We start from the raw sequence: 18,848 nt of genomic DNA, 5'->3' as shown, positions 1-18,848 counted from the left end.
CCTTGGTGACTTTTGTGCAGCGTGCGTCAAACCCGCGTCGATGCGTCGCGGGTCGGCCTATCATCGCCGGTGGGCGCCTATATATGCAGGTCAGGGTGGGTGTTTCGGGGGCGTGACGCGTGCCTGTGCACGCTTGCGGATGCGGTGCGCCGATTGCTAGCTTGATGCCCATGACGTGCAGCGAGAACAGCCGCATCCCGGAGGTGACGTACATGATCACCGCTCTGGGTTGTCGTTTGCCGTTCGCTCGTGTCCTCTGTTGCTGTCGAATGTCCTGATCGCCGAGTCGCTCAGCGTCGTTTCTCGACGCCCGCGATCTGCTCGACCGCCAAGCCAACCCTTTCCACAGCAACGCCATCCGCGGTGCGCATCTCGGCGCCGCAGCCATTCGCCGCAGCCCGTTGCCGCAGCCCCCGTCGAGACACTCGACCGTTGGACGCCGATGGCAGCCTTGTGGCACATTCACGAGGACACATCCACTCATGACCGCAACGATCGACCACCGCACCCGCACCATCGCTCCGACGTCCGCCCCGCCGCGCTTCGTCCGGCCCCGTCCGATCCCTGGTGGTTCCGCCCGGGTCGATACGCGGGCGCTACGCAAGGGGGGTCGAGGCATCGGAGTAGCGACCCCGCAACTCGAACTCTCCACCAAGCCCTCCGCGCTGGTGCTGCGCACCGCCCGACTCTCGGGGCCGGTGTTCCGGGACGAAGCCGCCGAACTCACGGGGCTGTCCATCTCGACGGTGAACCGCCAGGTCGGCGCGCTGCTCAAGGCTGGACTGCTGCGTGAACGAGCCGATCTCGCACCGGCCGGCGCCGTCGGGCGGCCGCGACTGCCCTTCGAACTCAACGTCTCGACGTTTCTGACCCTGGGTATCCACATCGGCTACAAGGTCACCTCCATCACCACGCATGACCTGCTCCACCGCGTGGTCGGCGCGATCCAGATCCCCACCCCGATCGCCGATACCCCGGAACAGACGCTCGCTGCGATCGGCGCGAGCGCCCAGCGCTTTCTCGGACGCTGGACCACTCGTCGCGTCCTGTGGGCCGGCGTCGCCGTCGGCGGCCGTGTGTCGTCGGGCGGATTCGTCGATCATCCGCGCCTGGGCTGGGAGAACGCTCCGGTCGGGCAGGTCATCGCCGAGTCGGTGGGGCTGCCGGTGTCGGTGGCCTCGCATGTGGAGGCCATGGCCGCCGCCGAGCTCGTCGTGAACCCCAGCGGTTCCGACGTCGATCAGCGGTCGAGCTTCCTGTACTTCTATGCCCGGGAGATGGTCGGGATCGCGTTCAGCGTCGACGGCACCGTGCACACCCCTGCCGGTGGGCCGCCGGTGATCGGGCACTTCCCTGCGTCGGGTACCACGCTGCTCGACCCGAACCGCACCGGTCGGCTGGAGCCCACCGTGTCCGACACCGGTGTCGTCGAGGCGGCGCAATCGCTGAATCTGCCGGTCAACGACATCGAGGGAGTGCTGGCGCTGGCCCGTAGCGGTGACGCGACCGCCCGCGCCCTGCTCGAGGAGCGAGCGCAGGTACTCGGTCGTACGGTGGCGCTGATCGCCGACATCTTCAACCCCGATCACGTGATCCTCGGTGGGCAGGCCTTCACCGACTACCCGACGACGCTGCCCGTCGTCGCCGGCTCGCTTCGAGAGACCTCGGTGGTGCCCAATCGCGATGTGCGCGTATCGCATTCGGGCACGTCGGTCCAGCAGCAGGCGGCCGGCGCGGTATCCCTCGACGCCATCTACAGCGATCCGCTCGCCGCACTCGCCGTCACGGAGTAGTTCGGGAACAGCGGCGGCGTGCAGGATCTCGAGGATTGGTCCGCCAGTGCTACCACGCACCTCGACCATCGGTGGTAAGCCCGTCGCCCATCGGGCTGGATGGGGGCGACGGGGCACCGATCGACGACCTTGGCCGGGTCAGTCGGCCGTGCGTCTGGCGTAGTTGCGCAATGCGAACGGGGAGAAGATCGCGGTCAGGATCATCGCCCAGATAAGCGTTGCCAGTTCGGGGTGACGCATCGGCCAGGCGGCGTCCGCAGCGGCGCCGGGGCCATTGCCCCAGAGTACGCGCATGGCCTGGACCAGCGCCGACATCGGGTTCCACTCGGCGATCGCTCGCAGCCACGGCTGCATATTCTGGGTGGGGACGAAGGCGTTGGAGACGAAGGTGATCGGGAACAGGATCGAGAACATGAACCCGTTGACGGCCTCGACGCTGCGCAACCACGAGCCGATGAGCACGCCGAACCAGATCATGCCGAAACCGAAGAGCAGCACCAGGGCGAAACCCACCGCGCCTTCGGCGACCGAGGTGGTGATGCGCCATCCGATGATCAGCCCCGTCAAGGCCATCACGACGATGCCGATCGACGAATGGATCAGGCTGGCGACGCTGCGTCCGACCAGCACCGACGACCGGCGGATGGGCAACGACCGGAATCGGTCGACGATCCCCTTCTCCAGGTCGGCGGTGATCCCGGTGGCGACGATGAACGCGGTGAACACGATCGTCTGACCCATGATGCCGGGCAGCAGATATTCCTTGTAGCTCACCCCGGGAACGCCAAGGCTGATCGCCGGACCGAAGACGAACGCGAACAACACCACGAACATGATCGGCTGAATCGTCACGTCTGACAGCATCTCGGGCATCCGTCGGGTATGGATGAGATTGCGGCGCACCATGATCCAAGTCTGTTGCGCTAGATTCGTCTGGTGTATCGCAGGCCGGTCGGTACGGGCGGCCGCGGTGGTGGAGGCGCTCGTGGTGCTCATGCTGCTCCTTGGTTGGCCGACTCGTCGTCGGCGGTGGCGTCTTCGGTGCGATGGCCGGTGAGGGAAAGGAAGACATCGTCGAGGCTCGGACGAACCAGGCCGAGGTCGTCGACGGCGATCTGTGAGTCGTCGAACCAGCCGGCGATGCGCGTCAGATCCGACAAACCTGCGGCAGCGGTGGTCACGGTCCGCGCATTCTCGTCGACGAAGACCTCGTTACCGCTGCGCGAGAGCAGGTCTCGCGCTTGTGGAAGGTCTGCGCCGTCGGAGACGGTAATCACCACGCTGGCCGCGCCGGCCCGCTCTTTCAGCTGTAGCGGGGTGCCGTGGGCGATCACCGCTCCGCGGTCGATGACGACGATGTCGTCTGCGAGCTGATCGGCCTCCTCCAGGTACTGGGTGGTCAGCAACAAGGTGGTCCCGGATTTCACCAACTCGCGCAACACATCCCAGAGCTCGTTGCGGCTGCGCGGATCGAGGCCGGTGGTCGGCTCGTCGAGGAACAGCACCGGTGGCGCGGCCAGGAGGCTCACGGCCAGGTCGAGTCGTCGGCGCATGCCGCCCGAGTACGAGCGGACCGGTTTGTCGGCGGCATCGGTCAACGAGAACTGTTCGAGGAGCTCATTGCCGCGCCGGGCCAGGTCGCGACGGCCGATACCGTAGAGCCCGCCGATCATCGTGAGATTCTCGCGACCGGTGAGGATCTCATCCACGGTGGCGGCCTGCCCGGTCAATCCCATGTTCCGCCGCACGGCGTCGGGATCGGCGATGACGTCGTGACCGGCGATGCGCGCGGTGCCGCTCGTCGGGGTCGACAGCGTCGTCATCATGCGCACGATCGTCGTCTTGCCTGCGCCGTTGGGGCCGAGCAGTCCGAGAACCGATCCCGGGGGCACGGAGAACGACACGCCGTTGACTGCGGTGAAGTCGCCGAAGGTCTTGACCAGATCGACGGCTTCGATGGCGGGATGGGCGCCGGGTGCGGCTCCTGAGGAGGGTGCTGCGGTCATGGTTCTCCACGCTAGTAGACCGGACGGGTGGGTTGGCCAGCGATTTCTGGGCGCCGGCAGTGTTCGCAGGTATGGACCGCGAGCGCATGCGCAATTCATCGGCATCAGCAAAAGTCGGGCCAACAACCGCGAATGCGGACTCTGATCAACGTTTTTCCCGACTTTGCGGATAGGATACGTACCATGTCCTCGATCCGGATCCGTGATGCGGCGCTTCTGCTCGGGGTCAGCGACGATACCGTGCGGCGATGGATTGCGGCGGGAACGTTACCCGCGAGCACCGACAACGCTGCCGGATCGGCCGGCGGGGTCACGACGGTCGACGGTGTGCGACTGGCCGAGATCGCCGTCGAACGCGCCCACGCCGATGCATCGACCTCGCCGGTGTTGACCTCGGCACGCAACCGGTTCACCGGGTTGGTCACCGATGTCGAGATGGACGGGGTGATGGCCAAGGTGGGTCTGCAATGTGGGCCGTTCGCCGTGACCTCGTTGATGAGCGCCGAGGCTGCGCGCGAACTCGAACTCGAGCCGGGTGTCGTGGCGACCGCGGTGGTCAAGGCGACCACCGTTCTCCTCGAGCGTGCCGCGGCGGATCTGTGACCTGTTGTTCAGTGGGCCGATACCGACTTCTCCCCTCATCCCTCACAAGGAGTGCAGATGACCACGGTCCGACGTCTGACCCGCTTGGCGTGCCTGGCAAGCGCCGTGGCGCTCATCATCGGCCTCGCTGTGGGGTGTTCTTCCGATGACAACGACAAGACCCCGCTGACGGTCTACGCGGCGGCGTCGCTGAAGAAGACGTTCACCGAGATCGAGACCGCCTATGAGCAGCAGCATCCCGACGTCGATGTCACGCTGAACTTCGACGGGTCGTCGGCGCTGGTGAATCAGATCAAGCAGGGCGCCTCCGCCGATGTCCTCGCGACCGCCGACGAAGCGACGATGGGCAAGCTCGGCGGTCTCGTGAACGCGCCCCAGATCTTTGCCCGCAACACACTTGTGATCGTGACCGCGAGCGGAAATCCCAAGCAGGTAAGGGATTTCGCGAGCCTCTCCGATCCGTCCATCCGCACCGTGGTGTGCGCCGTGGAGGTCCCCTGTGGTGCGGCCACCGCTGAGGTCGAGCGCACCACCGGCGTCGCCGTCAGGCCGGTGAGCCTGGAGTCGTCGGTGACCGCGGTGCTCACCAAGGTCACCTCCGGCGAGGCCGACGCGGGACTGGTCTACCTCACCGACGCGAGGACGGTGCCCGGCAAGGTGACGGTCGTCGACGATGCCGCCTTCGCCAAGGTCGTCAACAACTATCCGATCGCTACGCTCACGGCGAACAAACATCCCCAGCAGGCAACCGATTTCCTGAGCTTCGTGCTCGGGGAGACCGGTCAGAAGATCCTCACCGCCGCCGGTTTCGCCGCGCCGAACTGACCTCGCCGATCTCGCCGATGCGCCGCGTCCCCCGATGGATTCATCTGCCCGCCGTTCTGGGGGTGGCGCTGATCCTCATCGGGCCCCTGGCGATCATCGTGCGGATGCCATGGGGGATCTTCGTCTCCTCGGTGACCTCGCCGGATTCGATTGCGGCACTAAGGTTAGGGGTGGTCACCGCGGTGGTATCCACCGTGGTCTGCGTGGTTCTCGGGGTGCCGATAGCCCTCGTGTTCACCCGTTACGACGGTGTCGTCGTGCGGATCGTCCGTGCGCTGGTGCTGCTTCCGCTGGTGCTGCCGCCGGTGGTCGGGGGAGTTGCCTTGCTCTACGCCCTCGGTCGATACGGTCTCGTCGGACAGTATCTCGACCGAGTCGGCATCACCGTGGCCTTCACCACTCCAGCGGTGGTGATCGCACAAGTCTTTGTGGCACTGCCATTTCTGGTACTCAGCGTAGAGGGTGCGTTGCGCAGTGGCGATCAGGGGTTCGAGCGGATCGCGGCGACTCTCGGCGCGTCGCCGACGCGGACCCTGTGGCGGGTGACGCTGCCTATGGCGCGTCCGGCTCTGGTGGCCGGTGGGGTCCTGGCATTCGCCCGTGCGCTCGGCGAGTTCGGTGCCACCATCACCTTCGCCGGAAATCTTCCCGGAACCACGCAAACCGCACCGCTCAAGATCTACCTCGACGCGATCAACGACCCCAGCCAGGCGTTGCCGCTCGCCCTGGTGTTGATGGTGGTGGCCCTGGTGATCGTCGTCGGTGTCCACCTGAGGCGCTCCACCGTGGTGGCGATGTGACCGGTGTTGCGATGACATCGCCGGAGCAACAGGGTTTTCGAGCGTCGGTGCGGTGTGCTGTCCCCGATCTGGTCGCCGATATCGAGGTTGCGCCCGGCGACACCCTCGCCATCATCGGTCCGAACGGGGCCGGGAAGTCGACGCTGCTGTCGATCGTGTCGGGTCTGCGTCGCACCCCAGACTCCCGGGTCGCGGTCGGATCGCGAATTCTTCAGGGCAACAATATCTTTGTGGAGCCGCATCGTCGATCGGTGGTGTTGCTCGAGCAGAAGGCCAGACTGTTCGGTCATCTGTCGGTGCGCCGCAACGTCGAATTCGGTCCGGCGGCGGCCGGGTTGTCGCGCAAGGACATCCGGAATCGGGCACAGCGATGGCTCGACGCGGTCGGGGTGGCCGACCTTGCCGACCGCATGCCGTCGGGGCTGTCCGGTGGGCAGGCGCAGCGGGTCTCGATCGCGCGGGCGCTGGCCACCGAACCCGAGGTGTTGTTGCTCGACGAACCGTTCGCCGCGCTCGATGTCGATGTGGCCCAACAGATGCGTTCGCTCATGCGCCATCTCCTCGCCGACCGTGCCGGGATGACGGTGCTGGTCACCCACGATCTGATCGATGTGGTCAGCCTGGCCGATCGGATCGCGGTGATCGACGATGCCCGCATTGTGCAGGCCGGGCCCACCACCTCGGTGCTCGCCCGTCCAGAATCGGCGTTCGCGGCGACGCTGGCCGGAACGAATCTGATCGTCGGGCAGTTGCGTGACGCCGGCACCGTCCTCGCCGATGACGGCATCCGGGTGGTCGGTACCGCGGCCGAATCGGCAGCGACCCACTCCGGCAAGGCCGGTAGGGCGGCCGCGGCATTCTCGCCTCGTGCGGTGGCGGTGTATTTCCAGCAACCGCAGGGCAGTCCGCGCAACAGCTGGCGGGGAGTCGTGGAAGAGGTGATACCGACCGGAGATCGGGCCTTGGTCCGCACTCGCTGCGGCGCACACCGGATCGGGGCCGAGGTGACCTGGGCGTCGGTCGGCGACCTTGATCTGAGTCCGGGTACCGAGGTCGTGCTGTCGGTGAAGGCCACCGAGGTCTCGGTCTACGGCGCGGCCGGATCGCCCTCGTAGTACTTGTTGGCCTCGAGAACCTTGGCTCGCAGCTTGCGATACCCTCGCACCGACAATGCGGAGATCGACCTCAGGTGGAAGGGTTCGACGTCGGCGAGGTCGGCGGCCACGGCCTCGTCGACCAGGATGGTACCCGGCCGGGCCGAACCACACAGTCGTGCAGCGATGTTGACCGGTTCGCCGAAGAGGTCACCGAGCCGGCTCAAGACAGCACCGCGGGCGACTCCGACCCGCAGGGGTGGAGTCGGTCGGTCATCGCTGAGACGCTGGATCGCCAACGCCGCGGCGGCCGCCTCTGCACTGTCGTCGAAGCTGAACATGACCGCGTCGCCGAGGGTCTTGACGACCTGACCACCGCGGTCGGTGACGATACCGAAGGTACTCTCCTCGAAGTTCTCGAGCAGGTCCTCGAGCTCGTCCATCCCGATGCGTCGAGACAAGCTCGTGTAGCCGACGATGTCGGCGAAACCGACGACGAGATCGTGCTTCTCGTCGGAGTCGCGGGCGACGTCGCGATCCAGCGCAATTGTGAGGTGACGTCGCCATATCAACTGCTGGATGACGTCGATGGCGCTGATCATCTGCTCGCGGGTCCACGGGACGTCCGGATTGCGATCGAGATCCAGGATCTGGTCTGCCTGCCACTCGGTCAGACGCGACATCGTCTGTCCGATTGCTCGGGCGGTAGCGATCTGGGCCTGCTCCGGCAGGGTCTCCTCGGAACTGGCGAACAGCCGCAAGGCGTCCACCTCGTCGGCGGTGAAGATCTTGTCCGTCGTCCTCCGATGCGCGAAACCGAAGGCGTTCCACAGTCTCTCGGCGTACTCCGGTGAGATTCCCAGCTCGGCGATGAGCTCGTCGCGGGAAAATCGCGACTCTCCGGAATCAGCGGCGAAACTCATCGGGCCGGGCTCCCGTCGTCGTGGTCCTGATGAGTCTAGCAACGGCGCATCCGCTGAGACGAGCGTGGCAGCGGTGCGTCAGACCCCCAGGACCCCCTTCATCAGATACGCCATCCGGGCCGGGAAGTCGGGGCGCGAGGTGCCGCGTCGGACGCGGACGGCGTCGTTGACGATCGACAGCGCGGCGTGCACGGCCACGCTCGCCTCAGGCCGGTCGAGGTCGGGATGAGTGCGCGTCATCAGGTCGACCCAGCGGGCGACGTAGTTGCGTTGGACGTCGAGGAGGTCGGCGGCGTCGGACTGGCCGATGAAGACCGCCGAGTTGTTGAAGCCGACCGACAGGTCCGGGCTGGAGGTGAGCGTCGAGACGTACGAATCGACCAGCAAGGACAGGAGTTTCGCGCTGTCCGAGGTGGTCGAATGAGCGGCCATCGCGCCGGCTTCCAACCTGGTGGCGCTACGCCGGCCGATGCCGACGAGAATGGCGAGCTTCGAACTGAAGTGCCGGTAGACACTCGGACCGGTGATCCCCACCGCAGCACCGATGTCGTCAACGCCCACACCGGCATAGCCGCGTCGGGCGAACAATTCTGCTGCGGCGTCGAGGATCTCGTCGCGGCGGGTACGGGACCCGCGCGACATCACCGGCGCCGGTACCATCGGCGGAGCGGAGTCGGGCCGCAGGGTGATCAGCCGATGCACGAGGGTCTTGAGCTCGGCCAACGAGCGGGTGGCCGGCAAGCGCGCGTTGTGCACTCCCAGACTTCCAGCGACGCTCAGTGTCGCCCAACACAATTCGACGGCCTCGCGCTCGGGTATGCCGGTGCCCGAGGCGAGGACCCTGGCCCACCGGTGCATGACACTGCGGATGCGCAGGACGAGCACCCGGTTCTCCTCCTCGCTGAGGTGCTGGCTGGCCGAGCGCCACAGCGACGTGGCTGCGGGCCTGCGCACCCCGATCGAGCACACCGCGTCGACGAGGTCCTCGGGGCCCGCGTCGGTGCCGTCGAGCAACCGGTCGGTGCACGCCTCCAACTCGTCCGCGCCACCCATCACCGCGGCCAACAGCAAGGCGTGCTTGTCGGCGAAGTGCCGGTAGACCGAGGGCGCGGTGACACCGGCTGCCCGCGCGATGTCGGCGAGGGCGACCTGGGTGTAGCCGCGCTCGGCGAACAGCGTCGCCGCATGGTCGGCGAGTTGCCGCTTGCGGTCGGCCGGTCGGGCACGAGTGGGCTTCGGGTTAGGCATGGTGAATCGACCATAGCGCAGTTCTGCCGGTCCGGATCAAGTGTTGACCTCGGGGTATGGCCAAAAAAGTTATTCCGCGTTAGCCTAGCGTGGTAACCGTCTCCGGTTCATGTGAAAGGAACACAGCATCGTGGCCGATCAAGCATTCATCTACGAGGCGTTGCGTACGCCGCGTGGCAAGCAGCGCGGCGGAGCGCTGCATAGCGTCAAGCCGGTTGATCTCGCATCGGGGATCATCAATGAGGTTCTCGCCCGGCACGGGGGACTCGACCCGGCCGAGATCAACGACGTGATCTTGGGTGTCGTGTCGCCGGTCGGTGAGCAGGGCGGCGTCATCGCCCGCACCGCGGCGCTCAACAGCGGTCTGCCCGAGACCGTCCCCGGCACCCAAATCGACCGCTTCTGCGCCTCGGGCCTGGAGGCCACCAACATGGCGGCGTCAAAGGTCGCCTCCGGCTTCGACGATCTGGTCCTGGCCGGCGGTGTGGAGTCGATGAGCCGCGTCCCGATGGGCTCCGACGGCGGTGCCCTGTTCATGGACCCGGCGACCGCCTATGACCACTACATCACCCCGCAGGGCATCGGTGCCGACACCATCGCCACCATCGAGGGCTTCACCCGCGAGGACGTCGACAGCTACGCCGTCGAGTCGCAGAATCGCGCCGAGAAGGCCTGGGCGAGTGGTTACTTCGCCAAGTCGGTGGTTCCGGTTCGTGACATCAATGGGGTGATCGTGCTCGATCACGACGAGCATCGTCGTCCGGGCACCACCGTGGAATCGCTCGGCAAACTCAAGCCCGCCTTCGCCGCGCTTGCTGAGATGGTCGGCTTCGACGACGTGATCATGCAGAAGTACCCCTTCCTCGAGAAGATCAACCACGTCCACACTGGTGGCAACAGCTCCGGCATTGTCGACGGTGCCGCGGTCGTGCTGCTGGGCAACGAGGCGGCCGGCAAGCGCAACGGCCTGACCCCGCGCGGTCGCGTCGTGGCCTTCGCCGAGGTTGGCTCGGAGCCCTCGATCATGCTGACGGGTCCGACCCCGGCGACCGAGTTGGCGCTGAAGAAGGCCGGTCTGACCGTCGATGACATCGATGTCTTCGAGCTGAACGAGGCGTTCGCATCGGTCGTCATGAAGTGGATGAAGGATCTGAAGATCCCGCACGAGAAGGTCAACGTCAACGGCGGTGCGATCGCGATGGGCCACCCGCTCGGTGCGACCGGTGCGATGATCGTCGGTACCTGCCTCGACGAGCTCGAGCGCACCGGCGGTCGCTACGGACTGGTCACCCTGTGCATCGGCGGCGGCATGGGCGTCGCGACCATCATCGAGCGTCTCTGACGGCCACATCACCAAAGGAATCTGCGAAAACCATGAGTGACAACATGATCAATTGGGAGAAGGATGCCGACGGCATCGTCATCCTGACCATGGACGACAAGAGCCAGGGCGCCAACACCATGAACCAGACGTTCATGGACTCGATCGCCGCCACGGTCGATCGTCTCGAGGCGGAGAAGGACGACATCACCGGTGTCGTGCTCACCTCGGCGAAGAAGACCTTCTTCGCCGGCGGCGACCTCAAGGACATGACTGCCGAGCAGACCCAGACCAAAGAGGAGATCGCCACGGCGATCACCGAGCGCACCAACGGCATGAAGAAGGTGCTGCGTCGGCTCGAGACCCTCGGTAAGCCGGTCGTTTCGGCCATCAACGGTGCCGCACTCGGTGGCGGCCTCGAACTTGCGCTACACACCCACCACCGCATCGCCGCGGACATCAAGGGCGTGCAGATCGGCCTTCCCGAGGTCACTCTCGGCCTGCTGCCCGGTGGCGGTGGCGTCGTGCGTACCGTGCGTCTGCTCGGCTTCCAGGCCGCGCTGATGAACGTGCTCCTGCAGGGCCCGCGGTTCAACGCCGCCAAGGCCAAGGAGACCGGAATTGTCGACGAACTCGTCGGCTCGGTCGAAGAACTGGTGCCGGCCGCCAAGGAATGGATCAAGGCCAACCCCGAAGCGGTGCAGCCGTGGGATGACAAGGGCTACAAGATGCCCGGTGGTGCGGTCAGCAATCCGTCGGTGGCGGCCAACCTGCCCGCCTTCCCGGCGCTCCTGCGCAAGCAGATCAAGGGTGCCAACATGCCGGCTCCGCGTGCCATCCTGGCCGCGGCCATCGAGGGCGCCTACGTCGATGTCGACACCGCCGACATCATCGAGACCCGCTATTTCGTGTCGCTGGTGACCGGTCAGGTCGCGCAGAACATGATCAAGGCGTTCTTCTTCGACCTGCAGCACATCAACAACGGTGGCTCGCGGCCGGAAGGTTACGACAAGTACACCGCCAAGAAGGTCGGCGTCATCGGCGCGGGCATGATGGGTGCGGCGATCGCCTACGTCTCGGCCAAGGCCGGTATCGAGGTCGTCCTCAAGGACGTCGACATCGAGGCAGCCAAGCGCGGTAAGGGCTACTCGGAGAAGCTCGAGCAGAAGGCGCTCTCGCGGGGCAAGACCACCCAGGAGAAGAGCGACGCGCTGCTCGCGCGGATCACGCCGACCGTCGATGCTGCGGACTTCAAGGGTGTCGACCTCGTCATCGAGGCGGCCTTCGAGTCGGTCGAGGTGAAGAACAAGGTGTTCCAGGAGATCGAGGACGTCGTCGAACCCGACGCGGTGCTCGGCTCGAACACCTCGACGCTGCCGATCACGATCCTCGCCCAGGGCGTCAAGCGCCAGGAGGACTTCATCGGCATCCACTTCTTCTCGCCGGTCGACAAGATGCCGCTGGTGGAGATCATCCGCGGTGAGAAGACCTCGGATGCGGTGCTGGCCAAGGTAATCGACTACACCCTGCAGATCCGCAAGACCCCGATCGTGGTCAACGACAGCCGCGGGTTCTTCACCAGCCGGGTCATCGGTACCTTCATCAACGAGGCCATCGCGGCCGTCGGCGAGGGTGTGGAGCCGGCACTGGTCGAGCACGCCGGCACCCAGGCCGGTTATCCGGCCGCACCGCTGCAGCTGTCCGACGAGCTGAATCTCATTCTGATGCAGAAGATCCGCAAGGAATCCCAGGCCGCCGCCGAAGCGGAGGGCAAGGAATTTCCGCAGCACGGATCGTTCGCCGTCATCGACTACCTCGTCGAGCACGGCCGTACCGGCAAGAAGGACGGCGCCGGGTTCTACGAGTATGACGAGAACGGCAAGCGCGTGCAGCTGTGGCCGGGTCTGCGGGAGAAGTTCGACTCCGGCAGCAGCCAGCAGTCCCTGGAGGACCTCAAGGAGCGCATGCTGTTTGCCGAGGCCGTCGAGACCGCGCGCTGCATCGAGGAAGGCGTCATCACCTCGGTGCCCGACGCCAACATCGGCTCGATCTTCGGCATCGGCTTCCCGGCCTGGACCGGCGGTGTGGTGCAGTACATGAACCAGTACGAAGGCGGCCTGGCCGGCTTCGTCGAACGCTCGCGCGAACTGGCCAAGAAGTACGGCGCGCAGTTCGAGCCGCCGGCCTCGCTGGTGGAGAAGGCCAACAAGGGCGAGAAGTACTGAGCCGCTTGATGAGCTGAGCGATACGTGAAAGTGGGGGAAGAATCTTCTTCCCCCACTTTTGCTTTCGTTCGCAGCAAATCTCTGGGTGTCGTCGGCGGCAACCGTTGCGTCAGTCGTCGTCGGCCACTTGTACGGCAGCCGAATCGCCCACGTGCGCAGCATCACCCACCGACAACACCAGCCTGGTGCCATACGGCGCTGCCTGGACCAGGCGCAACTGAGCCAATGCCGGGTGTGCGTGGAGTACACGGCCGGCGTTGGCGAGTGTGCACATTGCAGCTCTCGCCGCCCGTGCGGTCTCCAGCGTGGCCACGGCGCGTGCCTTGGCCGAAGCCGGCTGAGTTGCCGCCGAACGGATCGCATTTGGCACGGCGGTCAGAACGGCGATGATCGACAGGAGGGCACATGACCACAGCACGCCGCGATCTACGCACCCGGCGCACTCCTTTTGCCGCGGCTGCTCGGCGCGTCGCGGTACGAATGGTGCTTGCCGCTGACAAAGCGGCCGGGTGACAACTGGGTCCGCACATCCTCGCCATTGCAGAAGGTTGTGACCAGAATCCCTCGCCGGAACCGCTTCCCGAGTAGATCAACAGGCGAAACGGCAGGTCAGCTCGCCAGGAACGCCGCCACCGTGGCCTCGAAGGCCTCCTTGGCCTCGATCATCACCCAGTGGCCACACCGCGGAAAGATGTGCAGTTGTGCGTCGGGGATCAGCCGCATCGGCGCCAGCGCCATGTCGGGGGGACTGACGCGGTCGTCGCGACCCCAGGTGAGCAGGGTCGGGCAGGAGATCTTGTGCATCATCGCCCAGTACGGCGGAATGTCGGCGCTCGCCAGGAACTGCTGTTGCATCTCGAAAGATGCTGAGCCGTACATTGTTCGGGCTGTGGCCAAGGCGTCGGGATTCATCGCCACCTCCCAGCGCTCACTGATGAGTTCCTCGGTGACCAGGGTGCGGTCGTAGACCATCGCGGTCAGCCAGCGGACCAGTTTGTCGCGATCGGGGTCGTCGGCGAATTCCTGCAGGAGACGGAGACCTTCGCTCGGGCTGGGGCTGAACAGGTTAGGGCCGACGCCGCCGATGGTTACCAGCTTCTCGACGCGATCGGGTTGGCGGATGGCCAGGTTCACCCCGACGACGCCGCCCATCGAGTTGCCGATCATCGGTGCCGAGGCGATCCCGAGTGCGTCCATGAAGGTGATCACCGACTTGCCTGCGGTGAGCACCGGCATGCCCTCCCACGCATCGCTGACCCCGAAGCCGGGGAACTCGAGGACGTAGCAGTGATGGGTCTGGGCGAAGAAGCCGAGATTTCCGCGGTAATTGCGCCATCCGGTCACGCCCGGGCCGGAGCCGTGGAGCAGGATCAGCGGCGGAGCATCGGCCGCGCCGGCCTCGTGGTAGCGCAGCACGCCCTTGTCGGTCGTCAGCTCGCGTCGGGTCGCGTCAAAGGAGACATCCACCCCCACAGACTAGAACGTGTTCTAGTCGTTTGTCATCGGGGGTCGGCGCTACGGTGCCGAGCGCTTCGGCCTCCTCACCGAACCGCTCCTCGAGTTCGGCAGGGTAGTGGTCGAGATCGATTTCGTCGACGTCGCGCCCGCGGGCCGACTCGATCGCAGGTAGCCGTCGCCGTGCCCGGTCGGCGGCGTAGGTGAGGAACTCGTTGTTGTCCAGGCCGAACGGCTGCTCGTCGAACTGCTCGTTGACCCACGTGATCATGCCCGGCGCCAACGAATCAGCCCGCCCATCCGCGTGTTGATCGCCTCCCACAACGAGTCGTCGGCGGCCACATGAGGACGGCAGATGAAGGTTCCCCACGCCATGCGGCGCCGCTCGTCGTCGCCGATGAACCGGATCAGCCGCTGCATGCCGGCGAAGATGCCGTGCCGGGTGCACAGGGTCTGCCACGCGCGTGATGGCCCGTCACCGCCGGCGACCCCTCGATGACATGGTTGTAGGTGACCCTGGCACGGATCTGATTGAGCGCGGACGGATCGTGGTCGAGGACGTGCAGGCCGAAGCGCCCCTCGGCCATCGTCGTCTTGAACGGCTGGATGTCGTGGGTAACGGCTTCTTCACCCGCGATGAACCGACCGACCAGAAACGTTGCGCTCCGTCGTTGCTCGTCGGTGATCGCGTGCCGGTCCTCGGCGTCACCGCCGCAGTCGATCGCGGCTGGATCCCAGAACCGCCCATTGCCTTTCACGAGCAACCGCAACGCAAAACGAGTCCTAGTTCAGTCGCCGCGACGCATCGAGGAGAACTCGGCCCGCGTCGGGGCGGAGTGCTCGGCGAGCGTCATCGTTGGTGACCTGCTTTCCCGGAGCGGTGAGGCCGACGCTATCGGGTTACCCGCCGGTTCGGCGGGAAATCGCGTAACGCTTCAGGAAGTACTCCCCGCCGCCGACGAGGTGCCGGTGGCGACCGGATCGGCGGAACTCTCGTCGGACTCGGATCTCTTGTGGGACAGGCTACTTGGCCACCAGATACGGCGACCAATGTCGAGCGACAGGGCGGGGACGAGTAGGGTCCGCACGATCAGCGTGTCGACGAGAACGCCGAAGGCCACGAGGAAGGCGACCTGCGCGAGAAATAGCAGCGGGATCACTGCCAGCGCCGCGAAGGTGGCGGCGAGAACAACACCGGCAGAGGTGATGACGCCTCCGGTCGAGGTCAACCCACGGATGATGCCGGCGCGGGTGCCGTGCCTGATCGACTCCTCACGCACCCGGGTCATCAGGAAGATGTTGTAGTCGATGCCCAGGGCGACGAGGAACACGAATGCGAACAACGGGACCACCGGGTCGGCACCGGGAAAACCGAAGGGGCCGTTGAAGAGCAGGGCCGCCACACCGAGCGTGGTCGCGAACGACAATACCGTGGTCACCAGTAGCAACACCGGTGCGAGGATGCTGCGCAGCAACAGGATCAGCACTGCCAGGACCACCATGAGCACGATCGGGATGATCAGATTGCGATCGTGGATCGCGGTGGTGCGGGTATCGAGGTCGACAGCCGTCATACCACCGACCTTCGCATCGGCCCCCTCAATCGCATGCACTTCGGTGCGGATGCGTTCGACGGTGTCCTGCGCGGCGAGGGACTCGGCGTTGTCCGACAAGGTGGCCTGCACCGCGACCTCGCCGTCGCGGACGACGGGGGCGCCGTTGGTGCTGAGCACACTGACCTGTGCGACACCGTCGACACCGCGAGTCGCGGTGACCACCTCGTCGGCGTGATCGGCTCGGGTGAGAATCCACGTCGGGGTGCCGGCACCGGCGTCGAAATGCTGTGCCTGCAATTGCGCGCCGGCAACCGAATCGACGTCACCGAGGAAGAAGTCGGTCTGGGCGATGCCGTCGGCCTTGAACATCGGGGCGAACGAAGCACCGACGACCAGCAGGATCAACGTTGCGATCCACACGGTACGGGGGCGCGCCGCGACCCACTGGGCGATCGCGTACCAGAAGCGATGGGTGTTCGAGGTGGTGTCGTCGAAGTCGGCGCTGATGGCGCCGGACTTGGTGTTGTCGGAGTCGGTGTTTGCAGGGTGTGCGGTCTCGACCAGGTTCGGGCGCAACGGCCAGAACGCGGCCCGGCCGAGCAGTGCCAGGACGGCGGGCAAGAAGGTCATCGATGCCAGGAACGAGGCGACGATCCCGAGGGCGGCAACCGGTCCGAGGCTGCGGTTGGAATTGAGGTCGGAGAACAGCAGGCACAGCACGCCGAGGATGACCGTGCCCGCCGAGGCCGACACCGGCTCGATGGTGGCTCGCCACGCCCGGCGCAGCGCCGTGTACTTGTCGGCGGTGTGCATCAGTTCCTCCCGGAACCGGGACACCAGCAGCAGCGCGTAGTCGGTGGCGGCGCCGAAGACCAGGATGAACAGGATGCCCTGGCTCTGCCCGTTGAGTTCGAGCAAGCCCTGGTCGGCGGCGAAGTACACCGCTCCCGACGCCAGGCCGAGCGCGAAGACCGCCGAGATGAGTACGACGAACGGCAGGATCGGACTTCGGTAGACGACGACGAGGATGAGCACGACGACGGCACCGGCCACCAGCAGCAGCAGACCGTCGATGCCGGCGAACGCCTCGCCGAGGTCGGCGACCTGCCCGGCCGGCCCGGTGACCTTGACCTCGAGGCCGTTGGGTGGATTGGCCAGCGAGTCCCGCAACGTCTTGACGGTGTCGGCGGGCTCGCCCTTGGTGGAGATCGGGATGAAGACTTCGGCGCCCTTGCCGTCCTTGGAGCCGATGACCGGCGAGAATGCCGATCCAAAGCCTTCTGTGCCCTGCAGACGCTGGGTCTGCTCGGTGAGGTAGGCGCGGTCGGCGGCGGTGATTCCCGAGTCGCGGACCGCGATCACGATCGCGGGGATCTCGGTGGTGTCCTGGAACCGGGACAGTTGATCGTTGACCTGGGTCGACTCTGCCGAGGCCGGGAGGAACGCGGTGTTGTCGTTGGTCGAGACCGAGGCGAGCTTCCCGGCGAACGGTCCGAGCCCCCCGCCGATGATCAGCCACACCAGGATCAGCATCGCCGGGATCAGCCAGCGCAGGAATGAGAGCCGGGAAGGTTGAGAGTCGGGCATTTCCGAACTGGCCATGCGGTCATCCTTTCACGAGTCCGCCAAGCCATTCGGTGCCGCGGCCAGATCGGAGTGGTCCTGGTGACCGGCGCACCGTCCGCGTCGGTACTTGCGTACCTATCGCGGTGGCGGCAAGGCCAGTTGCTGTGCAGATGTATTGCGCCGGAGCCTATCTTGCGAAAGCCATGCCGAGACGCGCATGGATGGACGACGATGGCGACCGGAGCATCAGACTGTGACGAGAAGGGGTAGAACCATGAGAACCAAGGGCGCGATCCTGCGCGAAGCCGGACAACCGTGGCAGATCGAGGAGATCGAGGTCGGCGACCCGGTCGCCGGCGAGGTCCAGGTGCGCTTGGCCGCGTCCGGGCTGTGCCATTCCGACCACCACCTGCGCACCGGTGATAGCCCGTCACCGATGCCGGTGCTCGGCGGACACGAGGGCGCCGGAGTGGTCACCAAGGTCGGTCCGGGTGTGACGGGGTTGGCCGAAGGTGACCACGTCGTCACCGCATTCATCCCGGCCTGCGGCACCTGCGAACCGTGCTCGCGCGGGTTGCAGAACATCTGCGACGAGGGCGCACGGCTGCTGACGGGACTGTCGATCGCTGATGACACCCACCGCCTGCACACCGCTGACGGCACGCCACTGACGCCGATGTGTCTGCTCGGCACCTTCGCGCCCTACATCACCGTCAACGAGGCATCGCTGGTCAAGATCTCCGACGACATCCCGCTGCGTGAGGCGGCGCTGCTCGGCTGCGGCGTGGCCACCGGATGGGGATCGGCCGTCGAGATCGGCGACACCCATACCGGCGACACGGTGGTCGTCATCGGCGTCGGCGGCGTCGGGATCAACTCGGTCCAGGGTGCCGCCGCGGCCGGCGCGCGCTACGTGGTCGCCATCGACCCGGTGCCGTTCAAACTGCAGATGGCCGAGAAGCTCGGAGCGACACACACCTTCGCCTCGATCGAGGAGGCCGCTCCGGTTCTGAACGAGATCACGTGGGGCACGATGGCCAACACCACGGTGATCACCGTCGGCGAGATCTTCGGCGATATCATCGCGCCGGCGTTGAGCCTGACCGGCAAGGGTGGCCAGGTGGTCGTCACCGGCATGGGCAACTTCGCCTCGATGGACGTCAAGCTCAACCTGTTTGAGCTGACCTTGCTGCAGAAGCGGGTCCAGGGTGCGATCTTCGGCGGGACCGGCCCGCGTACCCAGATCCCGAACCTGTTGCGCGAGTATCGGGCCGGGCGGCTGAACCTCTCGGATCTGATCACCACCACCTACCGACAGGATCAGATCAACGAGGCCTACGATGACATGCTGTCGGGCAAGAACATTCGCGGCATGATCGTCTACGGCGACGACGACTACTGACCTGCGGGGGTTCGACACCGAAGTGTGACAC

At 65.9% G+C, this 18,848-nt stretch carries 15 protein-coding genes and 1 pseudogene; 8 read left to right on the top strand and 8 right to left on the bottom strand.

All coding sequences use genetic code 11. The features are described 5' to 3' along the window. Positions 1-482 precede the first annotated feature (482 nt). Positions 483-1,793 carry an ROK family protein gene (locus EF294_RS14185; RefSeq protein ID WP_246007864.1) on the top strand — a complete coding sequence of 437 codons (1,311 nt, stop codon included), beginning with the start codon at positions 483-485 and terminating at the stop codon, positions 1,791-1,793. Between the two features lie 138 nt (positions 1,794-1,931). On the opposite strand, the gene EF294_RS14180 is transcribed toward EF294_RS14185, so the two are convergent. Then, positions 1,932-2,789 (bottom strand): ABC transporter permease, encoded by an 858-nt coding sequence (locus EF294_RS14180; RefSeq protein ID WP_123931191.1) that lies wholly within the window; start codon positions 2,787-2,789, stop codon positions 1,932-1,934. Next, positions 2,786-3,799: an ATP-binding cassette domain-containing protein gene (locus EF294_RS14175; protein WP_123931187.1), complete on the bottom strand. Its 1,014-nt coding sequence runs from the start codon at positions 3,797-3,799 to the stop codon at positions 2,786-2,788. Before EF294_RS14175 ends, EF294_RS14180 begins: the two co-directional genes overlap by 4 nt. 183 nt (positions 3,800-3,982) lie before the next feature. Here EF294_RS14175 and EF294_RS14170 point away from each other — a divergent pair, with 183 nt between their 5' ends. From EF294_RS14170 to EF294_RS14155, 4 genes are read left to right on the top strand one after another with little or no spacing between them, the layout of a single operon-like run. Next, positions 3,983-4,402 (top strand): TOBE domain-containing protein, encoded by a 420-nt coding sequence (locus EF294_RS14170; protein ID WP_123931185.1) that lies wholly within the window; start codon positions 3,983-3,985, stop codon positions 4,400-4,402. A gap of 57 nt (positions 4,403-4,459) precedes the next feature. Further along, complete coding sequence (gene modA / locus EF294_RS14165) at positions 4,460-5,227, top strand: molybdate ABC transporter substrate-binding protein (protein ID WP_123931182.1); 768 nt, start codon at positions 4,460-4,462, stop codon at positions 5,225-5,227. 17 nt (positions 5,228-5,244) lie between these two features. Further along, positions 5,245-6,027: an ABC transporter permease gene (locus tag EF294_RS14160; protein ID WP_123931179.1), complete on the top strand. Its 783-nt coding sequence runs from the start codon at positions 5,245-5,247 to the stop codon at positions 6,025-6,027. An 11-nt stretch (positions 6,028-6,038) separates the two neighbouring features. Further along, positions 6,039-7,142 carry a sulfate/molybdate ABC transporter ATP-binding protein gene (locus EF294_RS14155; RefSeq protein ID WP_246007863.1) on the top strand — a complete coding sequence of 368 codons (1,104 nt, stop codon included), beginning with the start codon at positions 6,039-6,041 and terminating at the stop codon, positions 7,140-7,142. Here EF294_RS14155 and EF294_RS14150 read toward each other — a convergent pair. Continuing rightward, on the bottom strand, positions 7,115-8,044 hold the full coding sequence (locus EF294_RS14150) for an adenylate/guanylate cyclase domain-containing protein (protein WP_123931173.1): 930 nt from the start codon (positions 8,042-8,044) through the stop codon (positions 7,115-7,117). The genes EF294_RS14155 and EF294_RS14150 overlap by 28 nt on opposite strands. A 78-nt stretch (positions 8,045-8,122) precedes the next feature. Then, positions 8,123-9,292, bottom strand: coding sequence for a TetR/AcrR family transcriptional regulator (locus EF294_RS14145; RefSeq protein ID WP_123931170.1), 1,170 nt, complete (start codon positions 9,290-9,292; stop codon positions 8,123-8,125). Between the two features lie 130 nt (positions 9,293-9,422). Between EF294_RS14145 and EF294_RS14140 the strand changes: the two genes are divergently transcribed. Continuing rightward, positions 9,423-10,634: an acetyl-CoA C-acetyltransferase gene (locus EF294_RS14140; RefSeq protein WP_123931167.1), complete on the top strand. Its 1,212-nt coding sequence runs from the start codon at positions 9,423-9,425 to the stop codon at positions 10,632-10,634. Between the two features lie 32 nt (positions 10,635-10,666). Next, a complete protein-coding gene (locus EF294_RS14135) occupies positions 10,667-12,838 on the top strand; it encodes a 3-hydroxyacyl-CoA dehydrogenase NAD-binding domain-containing protein (protein ID WP_123931164.1) in 2,172 nt (723 codons plus the stop codon). Between the two features lie 109 nt (positions 12,839-12,947). On the opposite strand, the gene EF294_RS14130 is transcribed toward EF294_RS14135, so the two are convergent. From EF294_RS14130 to EF294_RS14115, 4 genes and pseudogenes are all read right to left on the bottom strand, one after another. Beyond that, positions 12,948-13,208, bottom strand: coding sequence for an SPFH domain-containing protein (locus EF294_RS14130; protein ID WP_425459434.1), 261 nt, complete (start codon positions 13,206-13,208; stop codon positions 12,948-12,950). Positions 13,209-13,447: 239 nt separating this feature from the next. Then, entirely contained in the window at positions 13,448-14,305 is an 858-nt protein-coding gene (locus EF294_RS14125) for an alpha/beta fold hydrolase (protein WP_123931161.1), read from the bottom strand. Continuing rightward, a pseudogene (locus tag EF294_RS14120) lies at positions 14,289-15,147 on the bottom strand (ferritin family protein). Before EF294_RS14120 ends, EF294_RS14125 begins: the two are co-directional and overlap by 17 nt. 81 nt (positions 15,148-15,228) lie before the next feature. Further along, positions 15,229-17,451 carry an MMPL family transporter gene (locus tag EF294_RS14115; RefSeq protein WP_123931158.1) on the bottom strand — a complete coding sequence of 741 codons (2,223 nt, stop codon included), beginning with the start codon at positions 17,449-17,451 and terminating at the stop codon, positions 15,229-15,231. 238 nt (positions 17,452-17,689) lie between these two features. Here EF294_RS14115 and EF294_RS14110 point away from each other — a divergent pair, with 238 nt between their 5' ends. Then, positions 17,690-18,817 (top strand): NDMA-dependent alcohol dehydrogenase, encoded by a 1,128-nt coding sequence (locus tag EF294_RS14110; RefSeq protein WP_123931155.1) that lies wholly within the window; start codon positions 17,690-17,692, stop codon positions 18,815-18,817. Positions 18,818-18,848 lie beyond the last annotated feature (31 nt).

The organism is Gordonia oryzae (genome assembly GCF_003797185.1).
GTDB lineage: Bacteria > Actinomycetota > Actinomycetes > Mycobacteriales > Mycobacteriaceae > Gordonia > Gordonia oryzae.
The sequence above is the reverse complement of the archived record's forward strand: the minus strand, read 5'-3'. Positions and strand labels throughout refer to the sequence as shown.